Origin of the sequence: Janthinobacterium sp. JC611, from assembly GCF_018682595.1 — a bacterium.
Taxonomy (GTDB): Bacteria; Pseudomonadota; Gammaproteobacteria; order Burkholderiales; family Burkholderiaceae_D; genus Janthinobacterium.
On the sequence record NZ_JAFLJN010000044.1, the window covers coordinates 225,029 to 244,861 of the forward strand.

Here is a 19,833-nt window from a genome sequence, read left to right on the forward strand (position 1 = left end):
TTTAACTTATTATTTACATAATCATGCGAAACTATCAAACGCATAGTTTGTTTTTTAAAAGAAATTATTAATGCTAATTATCAGCATTTATTTCAATACGCATCTTCCTTCCGCCGCCAAGGCCCCCACGATTCGCTTCTGCGCTGTCGCACATTTATTTTCCAGCGCCTTCCATTAATACCAATTTAACTCCATTCACGTCTGCCGCTCCACCAGAGATGGCGTGCGGCAGGATGAATTGGTCTTGCAAAACGGGGGCGCATGTGCGGCGACCATCACACCGGCGCGCGGATCGCTTACTATCGCCCCATGGCGCCTTGCGCCACCGCCAATCCCTTTGCCAGGAGTCCTCATTGATGCCACATGTCCACCGCCGCGCGCTGCTGGCCTGCGCCTGCGCCTTGCTCGCGGCCTGTACCCCGTTCGCCCCGCCGCCCGGCGCCTCGCTGCCCGCCGCGCCAGTCGCGGCGCCAGCCATGCCCGCGCCGGCGTGGCAGCAGCCGGGCGTGCAACTGCTGCACATCGCGCCCGAGGATTCCCTGCTGACCATCACCGTGCGCCGTGGCGGCGCGCTGGCGCGGCTGGGGCATGACCACGTGGTGGCCAGCCGTACGCTGCAAGGCGTGGTGGCGCCCGCGCCTGGGCGCGCGCAGTTCCGCTTCCGGCTCGACGAGATGAGTGTGGATGAAGCAAGCCTGCGCCAGGCGGCCGGCCTGACGACGACGCCGTCGGCCGACGCCATCGCCGGCACGCGCCACAACATGCTGGTGCGCGTGCTCGACGCCGAACGTTATCCGTGGGTCAGCATCGACGCCCGCCGCGCAGGCAAGCAGGACGTGTTCGAGGCCGACATCACCCTGCATGGCGTGACGCGCACGGTGCAGCTGCCGGTGCGCATCGAGCAGGCGGCCGATGGACGCCGCCTGCAGGCCAGCGGCAGCCTGCTGCTGAAACAGAGCGACTTCGGCATCGTGCCCTTTGCCGTCCTGGGCGGCGCCATGGCCGTGCAGGACCAGATGGAGCTGGCGTTCCGCATTACCGCCCAGCAAGACCTCAGCGCGCCAGGATCAGGCGCAAACCCAGGCCGATGAAGATGGTGCCGGCCGCGCGGTCCAGCCACAGGCCGGCGCGCGGACGGCGATTAAGCCACTTGCCGACGGCGCCGGAGAAATAGCCGAGCAGGCCGAACAGCACGCACGCCTGCGCCGTAAACAACAGGCCCAGCTGCGCCGTCTGCCAACTGGCATTGCCCTGGCCCGCGACGATGAACTGCGGCAGGAAGGACAGGAAAAACAGCACGACTTTCGGATTGATACTGTTGGCAAGCAAACCCTTGCCGAACAGGCGCAGCAGCGCTTCCTCGGGCAAGGCCGCCGCGCCATCGACCCTGGCGCCGCCACGGCTGCGCAAGGCGCCGATGCCCAGCCACACCAGGTACAGCCCGCCGGCCACTTTCAGCATGGTAAACGCCGTGGGCGAGGCGGCCAGCAGGGCCGACACGCCGATGGTCGCCAGCAGCGTGTGCGTCAGGCAACCCAGGGCGCAGCCGAGGCCGAACGCCATGCCCTGGCGCCGCCCGCGCGACATGCCCACGCCCAGCACCATCAGGTTGTCGGGGCCGGGACTGGCGGTGATCAAAACGGCGGCGGCCAGGAAGGCCAGGAACTGGTCGGGACTGAGCATGAATATCTCGCGGGCAAAGGCGCCATGATACCGGAGAGGGCGTCATCCCGGCGGCACAGGAAATTGCCCGTATGCCAGCAAGAGTCGATTAAAATGGGCACTCCACAGCAAACGGCGCTGCCGCCGGTTCTCGCACGACCCTCACCAAGCCCGTTCCAAGCCCATCAATGCCAGCCCACCCGCACCCTTCCCGCCACCGCGCTTCCAGCTCCCGCGCCTGCGCCTGGCCATATGGCTGGTTGCTTGTGCTCGGCCTGCTGTTCGGTCTGTTGGGCCCGGCAGGCGCGGCGCAGGCAAACCCCTTGCCCTTGGGCAAGCAAGGCATCCGGCACCTGGGCAATGGTGGACAACTGTTTCTCGCCGAAAATGAAGCCGCGCCTGCCGATGCGGCCGCCCTGCCCGCCTGGCTGGCGCGCCTGCATCCGGCCGGCCAGGTCGACCTGTTCGGCGGCGCCTACTGGCTGCATGCGCAGGTGCGCAACGACAGCGGCGAAGCGGCCTGGGTCATCGATCCGAACGATACCCTGATCGACCTGGTCGACCTGTACGTGTATGGCCCAGGGCCGCACGCGGCGCCGCAGACCTTGCTGACGGGCTACCAGCGCCCACATGAGTATTTGCTGCACTACGGCAAGAACGTGCAGCTGGCGCCGGGCGCCACGTATGACATCCTGATCCGCTTTTCCAGCCCCTATTATGCGCGCGCGCCCATGTTCGGCGTGAGGACGCAGCAAGACTACCGCAAGCTGGTGGGCAAGGAAAACTTCCTCATCGTCGCCTCCATCGGCGCCCTGCTGGCGCTGGGCCTGTTCAATTTCTTCATCTTTTCCATCACGCTGGAAAAAGCCTCGGCCTATTACGCGCTGTACGTGCTGACCTATGGCCTGGCGTGGGCCATGACCTTCCACGTCTTTGCCGACCTGTTCGACTGGCATCTGCTGCAGCTCCATTACGTGCCGTTTTTCCTGCTGCCCGTCTTCAGCACGCTGTTCTACACGCATTTCCTGCGCCTGCGCGACTACTCGCCCCTGCTCTACCGCATCAGCCAGGTCAACCTGGTGCTGCCCCTGCTGCTGCTACCCAGCTGCTTCTTCGCCCTGTCGTATGCGCACACCCTGGCCACCATCGCCATCAGTATCTGGATGCTACTGGCGCTCATCAGCGGCATCGTCGTCTGGCGCCGCGGCTACCAGCCGGCGCGCTTCTTCGTGCTGGCCTTCGTCGCGCTGATGCTGCCCGGCTTTCTGATCCTGCCGGCCAACCTCGGCCTGATGCCGGCCATGGTGGCCAACGCCCAGCTGGTGACCCTGCTGGGCGGCACCTTCGACGGCTTGCTGCTGGCCTTTGCCCTGGCCGACCAGATCCGATTGCTGCGCAACAACCTGGAACAGCGCGTGCAGGAACGCACCCTGGCGCTCACCCTCAGCAACGACGCCCTGCTGAAAGCCAAGGAACATGCGGAAGTGGTCAGCCGCCACCGCATCGATTTTCTGTCCGCCATGAGCCACGACATCCGCACGCCGCTGGCCGGCGTGATCGGCATGCTGAAATTCGCCCTGCGCGACCAGTCCGTCAAAGGCCGCACGCAGGAATACCTGCGCATCGGCCTGCACAATGGCGTCTCGCTCCTGACCATCCTCAATGACATCCTCGATTTCTCGAAGATCGACGCGGGCAAGCTGACTCTGGAAACCGTGGACTTCGACCTGCTGGCGCTGATCGGCGACGCGGCCGGCATCGTGCAGGGCCAGGCCGACGCCAAGAGCCTGCTGCTGCGCCGCGAACTGGCGCTGGACTTGCCGCGCTACGTGCGCGCCGATCCCACGCGCTTGCGGCAAATCCTCATCAACCTGCTGGGCAATGCGCTGAAATTCACGGCGAATGGCGAGGTGCTGCTGGAAGTGCGGCGCGCCCGCACGCCGCCGCGCCGCGACGGCCGCAGCGAGATCGAATTCATCATCAGCGATACGGGTCCGGGCATCGACGCGGACACCTTGCCGCGTTTGTTCCAGAAATTCGAGCAGGCCGACCATTCCACCACGCGCCGCTACGGCGGCACGGGCCTGGGCCTGGCCATCTGCAAGGAACTGGTCGAACTGATGCAAGGCACGATCGGCGTGGAAAGCCGCGTCGGCATCGGCTCGCGCTTCCATTTCACCTTGCCGCTGACGCCGGGCAGCGCGCCGGCGGCCGACGCGCGCCGGCCGCCGCGCCACATGCGCCACGCCTGCCGCCTGCGCATCCTGTGCGCCGAGGACGTGCGCACCAACCAGATCATCATCGGCACCCTGCTCGAAAGCATGGGGCATGAGGTCACCATCGTGGAAAACGGCGAACAGGCGCTGCGCGCGCTGGGCACGGGCGCCTACGATTGCGTGCTGATGGACGGCCGCATGCCGCTGATGGATGGCGAACAGGCCGCGCGCCTGATCCGCGACGGCGGCAACGCCGAATTCCCCATTCCCGACGCGCACATTCCCATCCTCGCGCTGACGGCCAACGCCAGCGAACATGACCGGCAACGCTACCTGGCCGCCGGCATGGACGACTTCCTCAGCAAACCCGTGGACGAAGCGCTGCTGTTCGAGAAAATCGACGCGCTCATCGACCTGCTGCTGGCACGCGGCCACGCGCTGCCGCCAGCGGCGCCCACCGGGGACGACAGCCTGGCGCGCCAGTTCGGCCTGGACGACGCCGACGACGCACCTCCCGCGCCGGCCGATCCCATGACGGCGCCCGTGCACATCCTGCCGCTGGCCGGCCTGTCGCCGCAGCACTTGCAGCGCATCGCGCAAGCGTTCCTGACGGAAGCGCCACGGCGCCTGGACCTGGCCTGCCACGCCGTGCGCGATGGTAACGCCAGCGCGGCGGCGGCCGCCTTCCACGCCTTGAAGGGCAGCGCCGGCTACCTCAGCCGCCCCACCCTGCACGGCCTGTGCCACCAGCTGGAAACCCTGGCCTCGAACGGCCAGCTGGAGAACGTGGAACAGTTCCTGCCGCAGCTGAAAGACGCGCTGGACGTGGCGCGGCGCGACCTGGAAGCTCAGCCCGGAGCCTGAGGCATCCAGCCGCGCGCTTGCAGCCACGCCAGCAACAGCCGTGGCCAGACGGCCGGTTCGCTGCCCGGCTTGCCCAGGCCCCAGCCATGGCCGCCGTGCCGGAACAGGTGCAGCTCGACGGGCACGCCCGCGCGGCGCAAGGCCGCCGCCATCCATATACTGTTCTCGGGTGGCGCAATCGGATCGTCGAGCGCCTGTGCCAGAAACACGGGCGGCGTGCGCGCATCGACGTGCCGCTCCACCGACCAGGCGTCGCGCGCCGCCTGCGCGGGACGACTTCCCAGCAGCTGTTTCTTCGCGTGCGTCGTGTCGAACGGCGGCTGCATGGTCAGCACCGGGTACAGCAGCACGGCAAAGTCGGGCCGCGCGGAGACGGCGTCCATCGCGTCGACCGGTGCATACAGGGCGGCATCGGGCTGCACGGCCGTCATGCCGGCCAGGTGCGCGCCGGCGGAAAAACCCAGCATGCCGATGCGCGCCGGATCGATGCCCCACTCGGCCGCGCGCGCACGGATCACGCGCATGGCGCGCTGGCCATCCTGGAACGGCGCGGCCACCCCACCGCCTTCCCGCGGCAGGCGGTACACGAGCTCGAACGCCGTGACGCCCCGCGCCTGCAACCAGTCCGCGACCGGGCCGCTCTCCTTGCCCGCTTCGATATGCGCATAGCCGCCGCCGCTGAGCAGCAGGATGGCCGTGCCGTTCGGCTGCGCCGGGCGGTGCGCGATCAGGTAAGGCTGCCCGACCTGCGTGATGGAACCCTTGGCGCTGTCGCGCTGCGGGCCCGGCCACAGCACGATGGCGCCAGGCGGCGCGGCGCCCGCGTGCAGGTGGAGCAGGACAAGACACAAGGGTATCAGGCGTCGCATGCCTGGAAATCCGTCTCGCCCTGGATCACGGCCGGATAACCGGTCATGGCGCGCGAGGTCTGCATGCCGGCCATCACGGCAGCCTCCACGCAGCCCGCGTTCAGGCCCGTCCTGATCCAGTCGCCCGTCAGGAACAGGTTGGAAAAGCCCGACTGGTCGGTGGCCAGCCGGTACTGCGTGCTGCCCACCACCGACATCACGTAGCGCTCGGACGGGTCGACGTTGGCGCGCCAGTACTGGCTGTCGAAGCGCGCCGGCCCCGTGCCCGCCTTCGCATCGACCAGCCATTGCCACGGGAACGCGCCCGGCGCGCCCGCCTCGGGCCACAAGGCGCCGATCTCGCGCTCCAGCTGGCGCAAGGCGCCCGCTTTCGCCCTGGCCGCGCAGCGGGCGGGGAAGCCCGTGTCGGTGACGGGCGGATAGCTGTCGACGGGGAAGGCGCTGCAAAAATACGAGACGTTTTTCGGCTCCCGCCCCGCCGGCCAGTCTTCGCGCGCCAATAATTGATCCATCGGCGCCCACGTGTCGTACGGTTCCGTGAAGGCCGACAGCACCGGTTGCTGGCCCTGCGGCTGCGTGGTCCAGCCCATCTGACGCAAATCCTTGTTGAGCCACACCTGGTAAGCCTGCGTGGCCACGGTTTGCACCTTCTCGGCCGCCAGTCGCAGGGCCGGGCTTTGCGCCAGCAGTTGCGGGCACAAGGCCTGCAGCGAACCGATGGAAATGCCGAACACCACCTTGTCGAAATCGACGCCCTTCTTCAATACGGTGGCGGGCAGCGCGCGGCCGAACGCTTGCTGGTATTGCCGCGGCCAGTCGCTCCAGTACGATTCCAGGTTGACTTCCTGCGCCTGCAGCAGCGCCGCCTGGGCCGGTTCGATCTGCGCGTAATCGGGCGCGCTGGGCCAGCAACCGAGGCCCTTCACGTCCACCAGCGGCGCATAGCCGGCGGCCGGGTCCTTCAATTGCACCTGCTCGGTGATGCGGATGCTGTCGATGTCGCCCGCGCCCGGTACCAGTTCCTCCACGCGCTGGAAGAATTTGAATTCCACGCCGCGTTTTTTCAGCACTTCGTACAGCGGCGTGAAAATCGTGTCGCCCATGCCGGCCTGCATCTTGAACATGATGCCGCCCTTGTAGGCCAGGCCGATGCGCGCCATCGCCCGCAAGAGCGTCCCCGCCTCGATGTTCGGCTTCCCGAAATCGCCGCCCTCGTAGGCAAAGACGAGGTCATAGAAGCCGCGCACGGGCGCCGAATTGACGCTGAACTGCTCGTCGCCGCCATGTTTTTTCAGCCAGGCGCGGAAGTCGATGTCGTTAATGACGTCGAAGCCGTTCTTGAACACGCCATCCTCGAACATGCCCTTCATGACCGTGATGCCCAGGTCCAGGCAGGTGAACAGGCGGCGCAATTCATCGTCGCCATCGATCAGCGCGCGGTAGCGCAGGCGCAGCCAGGCGCGGATGCCGTTCAGGGTGCTGGCCAGCAGCTGGTGGCGGGCCTGGTCGTGGCGCGTGGAATCGGGCGCCAGGTCGGCCACCAGCGCCGCCAGCGCGCCCACGGACAAGCCCACGTCGAGGCCCAGCTCATCGGCCTGCCCCACCACTTCATCGGCCAGGCGGCGCAGCCAGCCGGGCCACACGCCCTCACCTTGCGAGGCGCTGGCGCTGGCACTGGCACGCTCTATGCGCGCGTCGGCGTCCGCCACCTGCCGGATCTGGCGCAGCCACTGCTCGATCCAGCCCACCATGGCGACGGCCATCTGCCACAGGGTGATGTCTTCGCCGCCCTCGCCCGGTTCGCCCGGCAAGGTGGGAAAGACGATCGACCAGTTGCGCCACTCGCCCTTGACGTCCTCGGACAGGGCCACGTAATCGTGCTGTTTGAAGGCGTCGCGCCAGGTGGCCAGCGGCGCGCCTGCCGGGCGATCCAGGCTGGCGTAGGCTTCCTTGATCATCCTGAAGGCATTCGCGTAGAAGCCGAACCAGATGTGCAGGCCGTGCTCCTCGATGCGCTGGCCCGCTTGCGCATTGCGTCCGCTGGCGCCCTTGCCGCCCAGGCGCCAGCCCAGCTGGTAGACGGTGATGGCGTGCCGGTTTTGCCAGCCCGGCTGGTGCGTCAAATAATACGCGGTGGTCATGGCCGCCACGCCGCCGCCCAGGATGGCGATCTTTTCCGGCGCGATGCGGGAATTGTCGACCAGTTCCTCGCCCGGCATGGCCGTGAAATCGAAGTTCACCTGGAACGGCAGTATCGCCGCCTGCGGCCCCAGCTTGAGGCCCAGGGTCCGGTCCAGCGGGAAGCTGTCGAAGGCGTGCAGCGTGCATGCGTATTCGTAGCCGAGCAGGCGCGCGCTGTGCAGGCGGTTGACCTCGGCCGGCGCGGCCACCAGGGCCTGGTACACGGCTTTCACGCCCGCGCTGTCGGGGAATTGCTTGAGGAAGATCTGGTCGATGCGGGGGGTGCGCAGCAAGGACAAAATATCGGCCCAGCCGGCCTGGTCCATGTCGAAGAAATCCGGGATGGAGAGGAAAATCTGGAATGCCTGCTCGATGAGTTCGAGGAAACTGTTGACGGGTTTGTGCGTCCCCGTCCGCACGGTGGCGTTGACCTCCAGCAAAGGATGCAAGGCCAGTTTCGTTTCCGGCGAAAAATGCTGGAAGCCCTTGGCGGCCACGGAACAGCGCAGCGGCTCGCTGCCGGCGGCGGGGATCTCGTAGTCGCACAGATATTTCGGATAGCCAAACAGTTCACGCCCGTTGATCAGGGCCATCGCGTCATCGACGAAGATATGGCACGGGTACCAATAGATATGCGCGAGCTTGCCCTTGTCGTCCATCTGGCCCACCATGATCCAGGTGACGATGTCGACTTCCGTGATCCAGCCCTTGGCCTGGTCGACGGGGTTGGCCGAATCGGCATGGTTGACGCGCGTAAACGTCAGCATCACATACGGCGACAGGGCTTTCAGGGTCATCTTGCTGCCCGCCACCTGGTTCAGGGTGGTATTCACGGTCGCCTGCAGTGTCGCCAGGTCGCCCTTGACGAAATAGCCGTACATTTCCGACTGTTTCAATTGCAGCGGCGCGTGCATCATCACCGAACCGCCCTGATAGATATACGAAGGTCTTGCCGAAGGTATCGCCGTCATTGCCCTGCCCCCTTAAATTTCAGACAAACAAGATTTCCACAGTGTATTTGAGAAATATCAATGAATGATATGAAATAAATTAAAGGATTTGCCAAGATGCATAGGCTCAGCAGGAGGGTGAAAAGTAGCAGCGAAAGGCAAGTGGCGGCCATCCGGTGTAGGATGAATCATCCGTGCAAAGCAGGTGAGCTGACCCAGAAATGATTACTACCGACTACGTATCGACCTATTCAGGCAACCGTTTTTATCCCTTGCGCCCGCATATCGACAAGGTCGCCATCGAAGACATCGCCCACGGCCTCGCTTACCAGTGCCGCTTCAATGGACAGACGCAGGTGTTTTACTCGGTCGCCCAGCACAGCCTGATCGTCGCCGGGCTGGTGCCGCCCCATTTGCGCCTGGCCGCCCTGCTGCACGACGCGGCCGAAGCCTACCTGGGCGACATGGTGAAGCCCTTGAAAGTGTTGCTGCCGGAATTTTCCGTGCTGGAAGACAAGGTCAGCGCCATCATCGCCGCCACCTATGGACTGGATTTTTCCGATTACGCGCCCATCAAGCGGGCCGACCTGATCGCGCTGGCCACGGAAAAGCGCGACCTGATGCCGCACTCGGCCGAGCGCTGGGCCTACCTTGACGGCATCGCCCCCTTGCCCGGTATAATCGAGGCCATAGGTCCGGCCGAAGCCAAGCAGCGCTTCCTGCACGCCTTTGCCCAGTTGGGCGGACTGGGGCTTGCCGCATGAAAACTCGATCCAGCCTCACGAACGGACGCCAAGTCCCGGTTTTTGCACGGCTTTTTCAGATATCCACAGCAACTGTGGATAAAGTTGTTGATAAGCCCCTCTTGACAAGCCGCAACACCAGTATTGATGCGGGTTTCAACAATTTGCTGATTTCACAGGCAATTTTTTCCCCCAATGAAATCAATGACTTGCAATCACGGATTTGCGCTTAATCAAACTTACTCTATGCCATGAAAATATATTTTACTGTGCATAAGCAGCCCAGGCGCCAGGCCGTCTTGCTTGAACAGCATTATTTTGACAAACCCCGCAGACTGGCATAGTGTGGAGTAGCAAGCACGATCAACGGTGGATAAACGCATGAACATGGATAGCGATAGCGCCGCCAAGGAGGCGGACGAGCCCGACTGGCTGGTCGACGAACCGCTGGAACGGGCGGACGCGGCGGCGGAGGCTGCCAACCCGGTGCCATGGCGCGTGCTGATCGTCGACGACGATGTCGACGTGCATGTGGTGACCAAGTTCGCCCTCAGCCAGGCCAGCTTCCAGGGCCGCAGGCTGAGCTTTTTGCATGCGTATTCGGGCGCCGAGGCGCTGGCCTTGTTGCGTGGCACGTCCGATATCGCCGTGGTGCTGCTCGATGTGATCATGGAAACCCAGGATGCCGGGCTGCAAGTGGCGCGCCAGATCCGCGAAGATTTGCACAACAGCGCCGTGCGCGTCATCCTGCGCACGGGCCAGCCCGGCCAGGCGCTGGAACACCGCATCATCATCGACTACGATATCAACGATTTCTGGTGCAAGACCGACCTCACCACGCGCAAGTTGTTTACCACCGTGATCGCCTCGCTGCGCACCTACGCCACCCTGCGCGAAGCGCAGCAACAGGTCGCCGAGCTCGCCACCGCCCTGGCCCAGCGCGGCGACGCGCCAGAGAAGCCGGCCGGCGGCACCCCCTGAACCGCCGCCGCTACTCTTAGTCACAAAACAAGAACACTGGATGGGCATACAGGTTTGTGCGATGCCCCATTTTGGGCCGCCGCGACGCCGAATTTGCCGCGCCAATCCGGTGTCATTATCTAAGTGGCGGATTGTTAAGCGCTTTTTCAGATATCCACACCGACTGTGGATATCTTTGTGGATAAGGGCCTATTGACAGGCCTCAAAGCCACAGCCCGTGCGGCTTTCAATAAACTGCTCAATCAAACGGCAAAAATAAATCCCATTAAAATCAAACACTTAGAAACTCACACATAATCACAAGAAAATTATTTCGATAATTTCGCTAACTCATCATTTGTGCATAACTGAGCCGTAATGATCAATCCGACAACGCCGGAATAACGCTGCCGGCAACACAGTTGCTACACGGATACTCAATGCACGGCCTGGCGTCGCTGCTCCGGGTGCAGCAGCACGCGCTCGATCAATTCGGGAGCGACATTGTATGACTTCAGGTATTCCAGCGCGCACAAGGTGCTGAAGGCCGCCTGCACGGCGATGCCCAGGTTGACGATGTCGCACATCTTCTGGTCGGTCCGGGCATGCGGCACCACGGTTTTGACGGGCATATGCAGCGTTTCTGTGGAATGAGGCATGATAAGCAACTCCTGCGAAGAGGGACGGAGGGGTGGAGACGGCGTGGCGGCGCGAACCGCGACAGCGCGGACAGGGACGGCGGTCATGTTGCCGCTAAAAGTATTGCCGATAAACTCACGATGTCAATGGCAGGGAAACATGTGCCACGGTTTTTTTCTTGCAGGCACAAGCCCGGCCGAAAGCGATGGACAAGCGCGCGCGGCCACGGCGATAATCAGCCATGCCCTCATCGCCCGCCCTTCCGCCCGACCCGCCCCGCCCTCAGCCCGCCTCGCTTGCCGACCTGTTCCTCTCGTTCACCTGGCTGGCCCTGCAAGGCTTCGGCGGCGTGCTGGCCGTGATCCAGCGCGAAATGGTCGAGCGCAAGCGCTGGCTGACGCAGGAGGAATTCCTGGAAGACTGGGCCGTGGCGCAAATCATGCCCGGGCCGAATGTCGTCAACCTGTCCTTGATGGTGGGCGGGCGCTATTTCGGCTTGCGAGGCGCGCTGACGGCGCTGGCCGGCATGCTGACCGTGCCCCTCGTCATCGTGCTCGCGCTGGGCGTGCTGTACACGCGCTTCGGCGACAATCCGCAGATGGCGGGCGCCTTGCGCGGCATGGCGGCCGTGTCGGCCGGCATGATCGCCGCCACGGGAGTGAAACTGGCAACCGCGCTGGCCAGGCATCCGCTGCCCCTGTGGCTGACCCTGCCCCTCGTCGTGCTGGGCGTGCTGATGGTGGCGGTCTTGCGCTGGCCCCTGCTGTACATCCTGCTGGGCCTGGGTGGCATCGGCTGCCTGCTGACGTATCGAAAGCTGTCCGCATGAATCCGCCCCTGCACCTGACGTTGAGCGCGGGCGACTGGCTGAACCTGTTCGGCCACTACCTGATGCTGTCGCTGATGTCGATCGGCGGCGCCATTTCCACCACGGCCGAAATGCACCGTTTCCTCGTCGAGCAGCACGGCTGGCTGACGCAGGCGCAATTCAATGAATCGATCGCCATCGCCCAGGCCGCACCGGGCCCGAACGTGCTGTTCGTCGCCCTGATGGGCTGGAACGTGGGCATGAACGCGGGCAGCTATACGGCTGCCTGGCTCGGCGTACTAGTGACGATGGTGGGCATCATGCTGCCCAGCACCACGCTCACTTACGTGGCGGCCCAGTGGGGCTACCGCAACCGCGACCTGCGCCCCGTGCGCGCCTTCAAGCAGGGCATGGCGCCCATCGTCGTCGCCCTCTTGATTTCCACCGGCATGATTTTGGGCGGCGCCAACCATCAATGGAGCACCGACTGGCCCCTGTGGACCCTCTCCATTGTGGCCGGCATCCTCATCTGGCGCACGAAGATCCATTTGTTGTGGCTGCTGGCGGCCGGCGCCGTGCTGGGGTGGTTCCAGCTCGTCTGACCTTACACGGCCAGGTGCCGCTTCACCTCCTCGCCATCCATCTGTTCCGCCTTGCCGCTGGCCACCACCTGCCCCCGCGACAGCACGATGAAGTCGTCGGCCAGCTCGCGGGCGAAGTCGAAATACTGTTCGCACAGCACGATGGCCATGTCACCACGCTGTTTTAAGAGGGAAATGACCCTGCCGATATCCTTGATGACGGACGGCTGGATACCCTCGGTCGGCTCGTCGAAGATGATCAGTTGGGGTTCGGCCAGCAGGGCGCGGGCGATGGCCAGCTGCTGCTGTTGCCCGCCAGACAAATCTCCGCCGCGCCGCTGCAGCATCTCCTTGAGCACCGGAAACAGTTCATACACGTGGGGATCGATGCGCGCAGCTTGCCTGCCCCGCTTCACCGCCATGCCCATCAGCAAGTTTTCCTCGACCGTCAGGCGCGCAAAGATGTCACGCCCCTGCGGCACGTAGGCGATGCCCAGCTTCGCCCGCGCATGCGGCGCCAGCCTCGTGATGTCGCGTCCATGGAACACCACCTTGCCTTGCGCCACGGGCAGCACGCCCATCAGGCATTTGAGCAAGGTCGTCTTGCCCACGCCATTGCGGCCCAGCAAGGCCAGGCATTCTCCCTTGCGCGCCGACAAGTCAATCCCGCGCAAGGTGTGCGAGGAACCATAGTATTGATGCAATTGTTCGACTTCCAGCATAGTTCCTGACCTTCCTTTATTACCTTCCAAGATAGACTTCGATGACGCGCTCGTCGGCCTGCACTTCGTCCATGCGGCCCTGCGCCAGCACGGCGCCCTCATGCAGCACGGTGACGATGCCTTGCTGGGCGATTTCCGTCACGAAACCCATGTCATGCTCCACCACCATGATCGAATGCTTGCCACGCAAGTCATTGAGCAACTCCGCCGTACGCGCCGTTTCCGCATCCGACATGCCGGCCACCGGTTCGTCCAGCAAAATCAGCTGCGGCTCCTGCATCAACAGCATGCCGATTTCCAGCCACTGTTTTTGCCCGTGCGACAGCAAGCCGGCCGGCCGCGCCTCGTGGCCATGCAGGCGGATCAAGCGCAAGATCGCTTCGATCCTGCCTGCCTGCTCCGAGCTCAAGCGGGAAAACAGGGTGGGCGCCACGCGCTTGTCCATCTTCATCGCCAGTTCCAGATTGTCGAACACCGTGTGCTGCTCGAACACGGTGGGACGCTGGAACTTGCGGCCGATGCCCGCGTGGGCGATCTGCGCTTCCGTCATCGTCGCCAGATTCATGGTCTGGCCGAACCAGGCCGTGCCGGACGTGGGGCGCGTCTTGCCCGTGATCACATCCATCATCGTCGTCTTGCCCGCGCCGTTAGGCCCGATGATGCAGCGCAATTCGCCCACGGAAATATCGAGGCTCAGCTGGTTGATGGCCTTGAAGCCGTCGAAGGACACGCTGATGTCTTCCAGATACAAAATGGCGCCGTGCGTCGTGTCGACGCCCTCACCTTTCACGCGCGAGTACATGGCGCCAGCCTCGGTGCCGGCCATGCCGGGCAACATGCGGATGCTCATGCGGCCTCCTCTGCCACGATGGGCTTGCGTTTCAACTTGCTCAACACGCCCAGCATGCCCTGCCGCATGAACAGGGTGACGACGATGAACAGCAAGCCCAGCGCGAACAGCCACAGTTCCGGCATGGCGGCCGTGAACCAGCTTTTCAGACCGTTGACGGTGAAGGCGCCCAGGATCGGACCGATCAACGTACCCCGCCCGCCCACGGCCACCCACACGACCATTTCGATGGAATTGGCCGGCGACATTTCGGACGGGTTGATGATGCCCACTTGCGGCACGTACAGGGCGCCCGCGATGCCGCACAGCACGGCCGACAAGGTCCACACGAACAGCTTGAACCACAGCGGGTTGTAGCCAAGGAACATCAGGCGCGCCTCGCTGTCGCGCACGCCCTGCAGCACCCGGCCCAGTTTCGAACGGACGATGGCGCGCGCACCGATCAAGGCCGCCAGCAGGAAGGTGAGCGTCAGCAGGAACAGCACGGCCCGGGTGGCGGGCGCCGTGATGCTGTGGCCCAGGATCGTCTTGAAGTCCGTGAAGCCGTTGTTGCCGCCAAAGCCGGTGTCATTGCGGAAGAACAAGAGCATGAAGGCATACGTCATCGCTTGCGTGATGATGGAAAAATACACGCCCTTGATGCGCGAGCGAAAGGCAAAGTAACCGAAGACAAAAGCCAGCACGCCTGGCACCAGCACGACGAGGGCCATGCAATACCAGAAGTGTTCCGTAAACGCCCAGTACCACGGGTAGGTTTTCCAGTCGAGAAAGACCATGAAATCGGGCAAGCTGCTGTGGTACTGGCCCTGGTCGCCGATGGCGCGCATCAGATACATGCCGTGCGCATACGCGCCCAGCGCAAAGAACACGCCATGGCCCAGGGACAATATGCCCGTGTAGCCCCAGACGAGGTCCAGCGCCAGCGCGGCCAGCGCATAGCACATGAACTTGCCCACCAGCGCCACCGTGTAGGCGGACACGTGCAGCATATGCCCCTCGGCAAACGCCAGGTTAAAAATCGGCAACAGCGCCGCCAGCAGCGCGCATGCGGCAATCGCCAGCCACACGGGCCGCGTGAATAGGCCTTGCCTGGATGGATAGGAGGTAGTCATTCGACGCTGCGTCCCTTCATGGCAAACAGGCCCTGCGGCCGGCGCTGGATGAAAATGATGATGAAGACGAGAATGGCGATCTTCGCCAGCACGGCGCCCGCCACCGGTTCGAGGAATTTATTGACTTCGCCCAGGCCCAGCGCGGCGATCACGGTGCCGGCCAGCTGCCCCACGCCACCGAGCACCACCACCATGAAGGAGTCGACGATGTAGCTTTGGCCCAGGTCCGGCCCCACGTTGCCCAGCTGCGACAGGGCCACGCCGCCCAGTCCGGCGATGCCGGACCCAAGGCCAAAAGTGAGCATGTCGACCTTGCCCGTGGCCACGCCCACGCAATCGGCCATGCGGCGGTTTTGCGTGACGGCCCGCACGAACAGGCCCAGGCGCGTCTTGTTCAGGATCAACCACACGGCCGCCACGACGACGATGGCAAAGCCGATGATGGCCAGCCGGTTGTACGGCAGCACGAGGCCGCCCAGTACCGTCACGCCGCCCGACATCCAGGCGGGATTGGCCACTTCCACGTTTTGCGCGCCGAAGATGGTGCGCACCAGCTGCATGAGGATCAGGCTGATGCCCCAGGTGGCCAGCAGGGTTTCCAGCGGCCGGCCATACAGCCAGCGGATCACCGTGCGCTCGAGCGCCACGCCCACCAGTCCCGCGACGAGAAAGGCGGCCGGCAAGGCGGCCAGCAGGTAGGCATCCTGCAAGCCAGGCAAATAGCTGCGGAAAAACAGCTGGCACAGATAGGTCGTGTAAGCGCCTATCATCAGCAATTCCCCGTGCGCCATGTTGATGATGCCCATCAAGCCAAACGTGATGGCCAGGCCCAGCGCGGCCAGCAGCAGCACGCTGCCCAGCGAAATGCCGTAAAACACATTGCCGGCGAACTCCATGCGTGACACTCGTCCCTTGATCTGGCGCATGGTCTCGATGGCGGCCAGCTGCACGCCCTCGTCCGGCTCGCCATCCTTCTCCAGCATGGCTTGCAGCACCGGCAGCAAGCGCGCATCGCTGCTGCCGGCCAGCGCCTGCACGGCGGCCTTGCGCGTGGCGGCGTCCGGCGCATGCAGGTTGGCGCTGGCGATCAGCAGCTGCAATATCCGCGTAATTTCCGCATCGCTTTCGCGCGCCAAGGCGGTGCGGATCAGGGGCAGCTGCGCGGGATCGACGGCCGTCCGCAAGGCTTGCGCGGCAGCCAGGCGGGCGCTGCGCTCGGGCGCCAGCAGCTGCAAGCCCGACAAGGCGCCCGCCACCGCCGCGCGCAAGCGGTTGTTGACCATCACGCCATCGACGCCATCGGGCAGCGCCACGCTCCGGCCGAGCGCAGGGTCATATGCCTGCTCGCCGTCGACGATGTACACCTTGCCGTCGGGCGCGGCGTACAGGGCGTCGTCCTGCAAGGCTTGCAGCACTCGGGCGGCCTCGGGCGTCGCCAGCGCGGCGATCCGCGCCACGGTGGCGATTCTGGCGTCGGGGTCGTCGCCGGACAGCGGTTTCAGCAGCTCGGGAGGGATGGCGGCCTGCGCCATGGATGACAGGCACAGGCAGGCGAAGACCAGCAGCGACGTGAATAACCTCATGGAATTCCCGGGTAGGCGTGGATGATCAGCAAGGACAGGGGTCAGACCCGCCGGGGGAATGCGCCCCAATGGGGCCGCATTCCGATCGCGAGGCTACTGACCCCAGCTCTTTGCCTGGGGTTGCGATGACGATGCGACGCGCAAGCTCCTACAACTTCTGCTTGCCCTCATTGCCCTTGATAAACGGGCTCCACGGCTGGGCGCGTATTGTTTCCTTGGTTTTCCACACAACATTGAATTGCCCGTCGGCCTTGATCTCGCCGATCATCACGGGCTTGTGCAAGTGGTGGTTGCTCGCGTCCATGGTCAGGGTGAAGCCCGATGGCGCCTTCACGCTTTGGCCGGCCATGGCGGCGATCACCTTGTCCGTGTCCGTCGATTTCGCCTTTTCCACGGCTTGCGCCCACATGTGGATGCCCACATAGGTCGCTTCCATCGGGTCGTTCGTCACGACCGACCCCGCATTCGGCAGCTTTTGCGCCACGGCATACGCCTTCCACTGCTTGATGAAGGCCGCGTTGACGGGATTCTTGACGGACTCGAAATAATTCCACGCCGCCAGGTGTCCCAGCAGGGGCTTGGTATCGATGCCGCGCAGCTCTTCCTCGCCCACGGAAAACGCGACGACGGGCACGTCCGTGGCTTTCAATCCCGCATTGCCCAGTTCCTTGTAGAACGGCACGTTCGAGTCGCCATTGATGGTGGAAATGACGGCCGTCTTGCCGCCCGCGGAAAACTTCTTGATGTTGGCGACGATGGTTTGATAGTCTGCATGGCCGAACGGCGTGTAGACCTCGCTGATATCGCTATCCTTGACTCCCTTGCTTTTCAGGAAGGCGCGCAGGATCTTGTTGGTGGTGCGCGGATACACGTAATCGGTGCCCAGCAGCACGAAGCGCTTGGCGCCGCCGCCATCCTTGCTCATCAGGTATTCCACGGCGGGTATCGCCTGCTGGTTCGGCGCGGCGCCCGTGTAAAACACATTCTTTTCCAGCTCCTCGCCCTCGTATTGCACCGGGTAAAACAGCAGGCTGTTGAGTTCCTTGAAGACGGGTAAAACCGACTTGCGCGACACGGACGTCCAGCAGCCGAACACGACGGCAACCTTGTCCTGCGCCACCAGCTGGCGCGCTTTTTCCGCGAACAGCGGCCAGTTCGACGCCGGGTCGACGACGACGGCTTCCAGCTTCTTGCCCAGCACGCCGCCCCTGGCATTGATCTCGGCGATCGTCATCAGCGCCACGTCTTTCAGCGACGTTTCGGAGATGGCCATGGTGCCCGACAGGGAGTGCAAGATACCCACCTTGATGGTATCGGCGGCCCAGGCCGCCTGCATGGTGATGGACGTGGCCAGGGCGATTGCGCCGGCGGCGGCCGCTTTCAGGATGATGCGTCGTGACATGGGGACTCCTGTGATGGGTTCGTGGGGGTCGAGCTGGGCCTGCGATGTTGTTAAAGCAGAATGCATGCCAGCGCCAGCCGTCGTCCGCCATGGTGCGTGCCCGCCAGCGCCGCACGAAAAAAAACCTGGCTGCACAAGGACTGTGCAGCCAGGTTTCAGATTGCCGTAAAACGGTGCGCGGCAGGCCTTACATCTTGCGCGGTGCACCTCGCAAACGGCGCCAGCCCTTGCGTCCCAGCGGGAACAGCAGCACGAACGCGATCAGCCACGGCAGGATATAAGCCATGGCCGTGATGGCGTTGGCCACGCCTTCCGACAGGTTTTCCGTGAAATTGCCCAGCGCGCGCTTGACGGGCCGCCAGAACGATTGCTTGCCTTCGGCGCTGATGGCCACGTTCAGCAAGTCCGTATCGATGCGCTGCATCAACAGGGCGTGGGCCGCCGTCGCCTGCTCCAGCTCCACTTGCACGGTGGCCAGTTCCTTGCTCACCTTGATCAGCGCATCGACGTTCGTGCCCGAGCGCTTTTCCAGGTCTTGCAGCTGCGCCTGGTATTGCTTGAGCATCTCCAGGCGCTTCTTGCTGTCGAGCACGGGACGGCCCAGGTCTTCCACCTTGGTGCCCTGGCTGGTGACGTCGCCTTCGGCCGCGACCAGCGCGACGAGCTTCCTGATGCCGGCCGGCTTGGCGCGCATGCTGATGCGCGCATGCACGTAGCGCCCGCTGTCGAGGCTGGAATCGAGCAGCAGGCAGCCGTTTTCCGTATCGGCCTTGCAGGCGGCCACCACTTTTTCATACAGGGGCCGCACTTGCGCCTCGTGCGTATCGACGCTGACGTTATGTTCATAGGCAAGAAACTCGCTGCCCGCTTCCTTGCCATCGAGGCGCGCGGCGCTCGATTGCCCGCCGCTCTCGCCCTTGCCGCCGCAACCGGCCAGCAGCAACAGGCCGATCAAGCCAACATACACTTTTCTCATGTTTTCTTTCTGTAATTTACTTGCGCAGCGGCAGCAATTCGACATCGGGCAGGTGCGCCGCCACGTCCTGCACGGTCGCATGGCCCGTCAAGGACGCGATCACCTGCGGCAACGGCGCCGGCCAGATTTCCGGCAAGTCACGCTCTTCGGGCGCCAGCACGGGAAAGGCCAGTTGCTCCTGCGGCGGCGTGAAGGCGGCCGCGACGCCGGGCTTGTTGCCGCGCGCATCGATGCGGTACCAGCCGAAGTCTTGCAGATACACGGCGTTCAAGCCATGCAGGCAAAACGGCGGCCCCACCTCGCCCACGGCCAGGCGCTGGTAGCACAGGCCGGCCGGAATGCCGTTGGCGCGCAGCAGCGCGGCCAGCAGATGGCTCTTCGCATAACAGTATCCCGTGCCATGCTGCAAGACGTCGGACGCGCGGCAAGTGACGGGATTGCGCTGGTAATCCCAGCTGTGGGCGATCTCGTCGCGCACAAAGGCAAAGCAGCGGGCCGCGATGGCGGCGTCGCCCGGCGCGCCTGCCGCCAACTGGGCTGCCTTGGCGCACACGGCCGGATGGTCGCTGTCGATATACTGGCTGCTGGCCAGATAGATGGAAAAGTCGGGGGAAAAGTCGGTAACCATGGCATCAAGGTCATGCGAAAAGATAAAGCGCGATTTTAGTCGAAGCGGCATGAAATCGAGCGTTTCCTTGCGCAGGAACAAAGAAAA

17 protein-coding genes are annotated in these 19,833 nt (G+C 64.0%); 6 read left to right on the forward strand and 11 right to left on the reverse strand.

Going from position 1 to position 19,833, the window contains the following annotated elements; genetic code table 11:
* Positions 1 to 356 precede the first annotated feature (356 nt).
* Entirely contained in the window at positions 357 to 1,091 is a 735-nt protein-coding gene (locus tag J0O65_RS24795) for a YceI family protein (protein ID WP_251373973.1), read from the forward strand.
* Here J0O65_RS24795 and J0O65_RS24800 read toward each other — a convergent pair.
* A complete protein-coding gene (locus J0O65_RS24800; RefSeq protein ID WP_215409824.1) occupies positions 1,054 to 1,683 on the reverse strand; it encodes a LysE family translocator in 630 nt (209 codons plus the stop codon). The genes J0O65_RS24795 and J0O65_RS24800 overlap by 38 nt on opposite strands.
* A gap of 245 nt (positions 1,684 to 1,928) precedes the next feature.
* Here J0O65_RS24800 and J0O65_RS24805 point away from each other — a divergent pair, with 245 nt between their 5' ends.
* The gene (locus J0O65_RS24805) at positions 1,929 to 4,742 is read left to right on the forward strand and encodes a hybrid sensor histidine kinase/response regulator (protein ID WP_353056242.1); all 2,814 of its coding nucleotides are present in this window, start codon (positions 1,929 to 1,931) and stop codon (positions 4,740 to 4,742) included.
* Here the strand turns inward: J0O65_RS24805 and J0O65_RS24810 are convergent.
* Together J0O65_RS24810 and J0O65_RS24815 are read right to left on the reverse strand one after the other, a co-directional pair.
* Positions 4,727 to 5,611, reverse strand: coding sequence for an alpha/beta hydrolase (locus J0O65_RS24810; RefSeq protein WP_215409825.1), 885 nt, complete (start codon positions 5,609 to 5,611; stop codon positions 4,727 to 4,729). The two genes, J0O65_RS24805 and J0O65_RS24810, sit on opposite strands and share 16 nt — an antisense overlap.
* Positions 5,599 to 8,763: an NAD(P)-binding protein gene (locus J0O65_RS24815; protein ID WP_251373974.1), complete on the reverse strand. Its 3,165-nt coding sequence runs from the start codon at positions 8,761 to 8,763 to the stop codon at positions 5,599 to 5,601. Before J0O65_RS24815 ends, J0O65_RS24810 begins: the two co-directional genes overlap by 13 nt.
* A 200-nt stretch (positions 8,764 to 8,963) precedes the next feature.
* Here J0O65_RS24815 and J0O65_RS24820 point away from each other — a divergent pair, with 200 nt between their 5' ends.
* Positions 8,964 to 9,506 (forward strand): phosphohydrolase, encoded by a 543-nt coding sequence (locus J0O65_RS24820; RefSeq protein WP_215409826.1) that lies wholly within the window; start codon positions 8,964 to 8,966, stop codon positions 9,504 to 9,506.
* Positions 9,507 to 9,866: 360 nt separating this feature from the next.
* A complete protein-coding gene (locus tag J0O65_RS24825) occupies positions 9,867 to 10,466 on the forward strand; it encodes a response regulator (protein ID WP_251373975.1) in 600 nt (199 codons plus the stop codon).
* Between the two features lie 416 nt (positions 10,467 to 10,882).
* On the opposite strand, the gene J0O65_RS24830 is transcribed toward J0O65_RS24825, so the two are convergent.
* Positions 10,883 to 11,104, reverse strand: coding sequence for a hypothetical protein (locus J0O65_RS24830; protein WP_215409827.1), 222 nt, complete (start codon positions 11,102 to 11,104; stop codon positions 10,883 to 10,885).
* 221 nt (positions 11,105 to 11,325) lie between these two features.
* Here J0O65_RS24830 and J0O65_RS24835 point away from each other — a divergent pair, with 221 nt between their 5' ends.
* Together J0O65_RS24835 and J0O65_RS24840 are read left to right on the forward strand one after the other, a co-directional pair.
* Positions 11,326 to 11,913 (forward strand): chromate transporter, encoded by a 588-nt coding sequence (locus J0O65_RS24835; protein ID WP_215409828.1) that lies wholly within the window; start codon positions 11,326 to 11,328, stop codon positions 11,911 to 11,913.
* Entirely contained in the window at positions 11,910 to 12,494 is a 585-nt protein-coding gene (locus J0O65_RS24840; protein WP_215409829.1) for a chromate transporter, read from the forward strand. Before J0O65_RS24835 ends, J0O65_RS24840 begins: the two co-directional genes overlap by 4 nt.
* A 2-nt stretch (positions 12,495 to 12,496) precedes the next feature.
* Here J0O65_RS24840 and urtE read toward each other — a convergent pair whose 3' ends face one another.
* The 7 genes from urtE to J0O65_RS24875 form a co-directional block, all read right to left on the reverse strand.
* Entirely contained in the window at positions 12,497 to 13,195 is a 699-nt protein-coding gene (urtE, locus tag J0O65_RS24845; protein ID WP_215409830.1) for an urea ABC transporter ATP-binding subunit UrtE, read from the reverse strand.
* A 19-nt stretch (positions 13,196 to 13,214) separates the two neighbouring features.
* Positions 13,215 to 14,045, reverse strand: a complete 831-nt coding sequence (urtD, locus tag J0O65_RS24850; RefSeq protein WP_215409831.1) for an urea ABC transporter ATP-binding protein UrtD — start codon at positions 14,043 to 14,045, stop codon at positions 13,215 to 13,217.
* Positions 14,042 to 15,157, reverse strand: coding sequence for an urea ABC transporter permease subunit UrtC (urtC, locus tag J0O65_RS24855; RefSeq protein WP_215409832.1), 1,116 nt, complete (start codon positions 15,155 to 15,157; stop codon positions 14,042 to 14,044). The genes urtD and urtC overlap by 4 nt, the downstream gene beginning before the upstream one ends.
* Positions 15,154 to 16,740, reverse strand: a complete 1,587-nt coding sequence (gene urtB / locus J0O65_RS24860) for an urea ABC transporter permease subunit UrtB (RefSeq protein WP_215409833.1) — start codon at positions 16,738 to 16,740, stop codon at positions 15,154 to 15,156. Before urtB ends, urtC begins: the two co-directional genes overlap by 4 nt.
* A gap of 148 nt (positions 16,741 to 16,888) precedes the next feature.
* The gene (gene urtA / locus J0O65_RS24865; RefSeq protein ID WP_215409834.1) at positions 16,889 to 18,142 is read right to left on the reverse strand and encodes an urea ABC transporter substrate-binding protein; all 1,254 of its coding nucleotides are present in this window, start codon (positions 18,140 to 18,142) and stop codon (positions 16,889 to 16,891) included.
* A gap of 187 nt (positions 18,143 to 18,329) precedes the next feature.
* Positions 18,330 to 19,118, reverse strand: a complete 789-nt coding sequence (locus J0O65_RS24870) for a DUF4349 domain-containing protein (protein ID WP_215409835.1) — start codon at positions 19,116 to 19,118, stop codon at positions 18,330 to 18,332.
* 16 nt (positions 19,119 to 19,134) lie between these two features.
* Positions 19,135 to 19,746 carry a transglutaminase-like domain-containing protein gene (locus J0O65_RS24875; RefSeq protein ID WP_215409836.1) on the reverse strand — a complete coding sequence of 204 codons (612 nt, stop codon included), beginning with the start codon at positions 19,744 to 19,746 and terminating at the stop codon, positions 19,135 to 19,137.
* Positions 19,747 to 19,833: the final 87 nt, after the last annotated feature.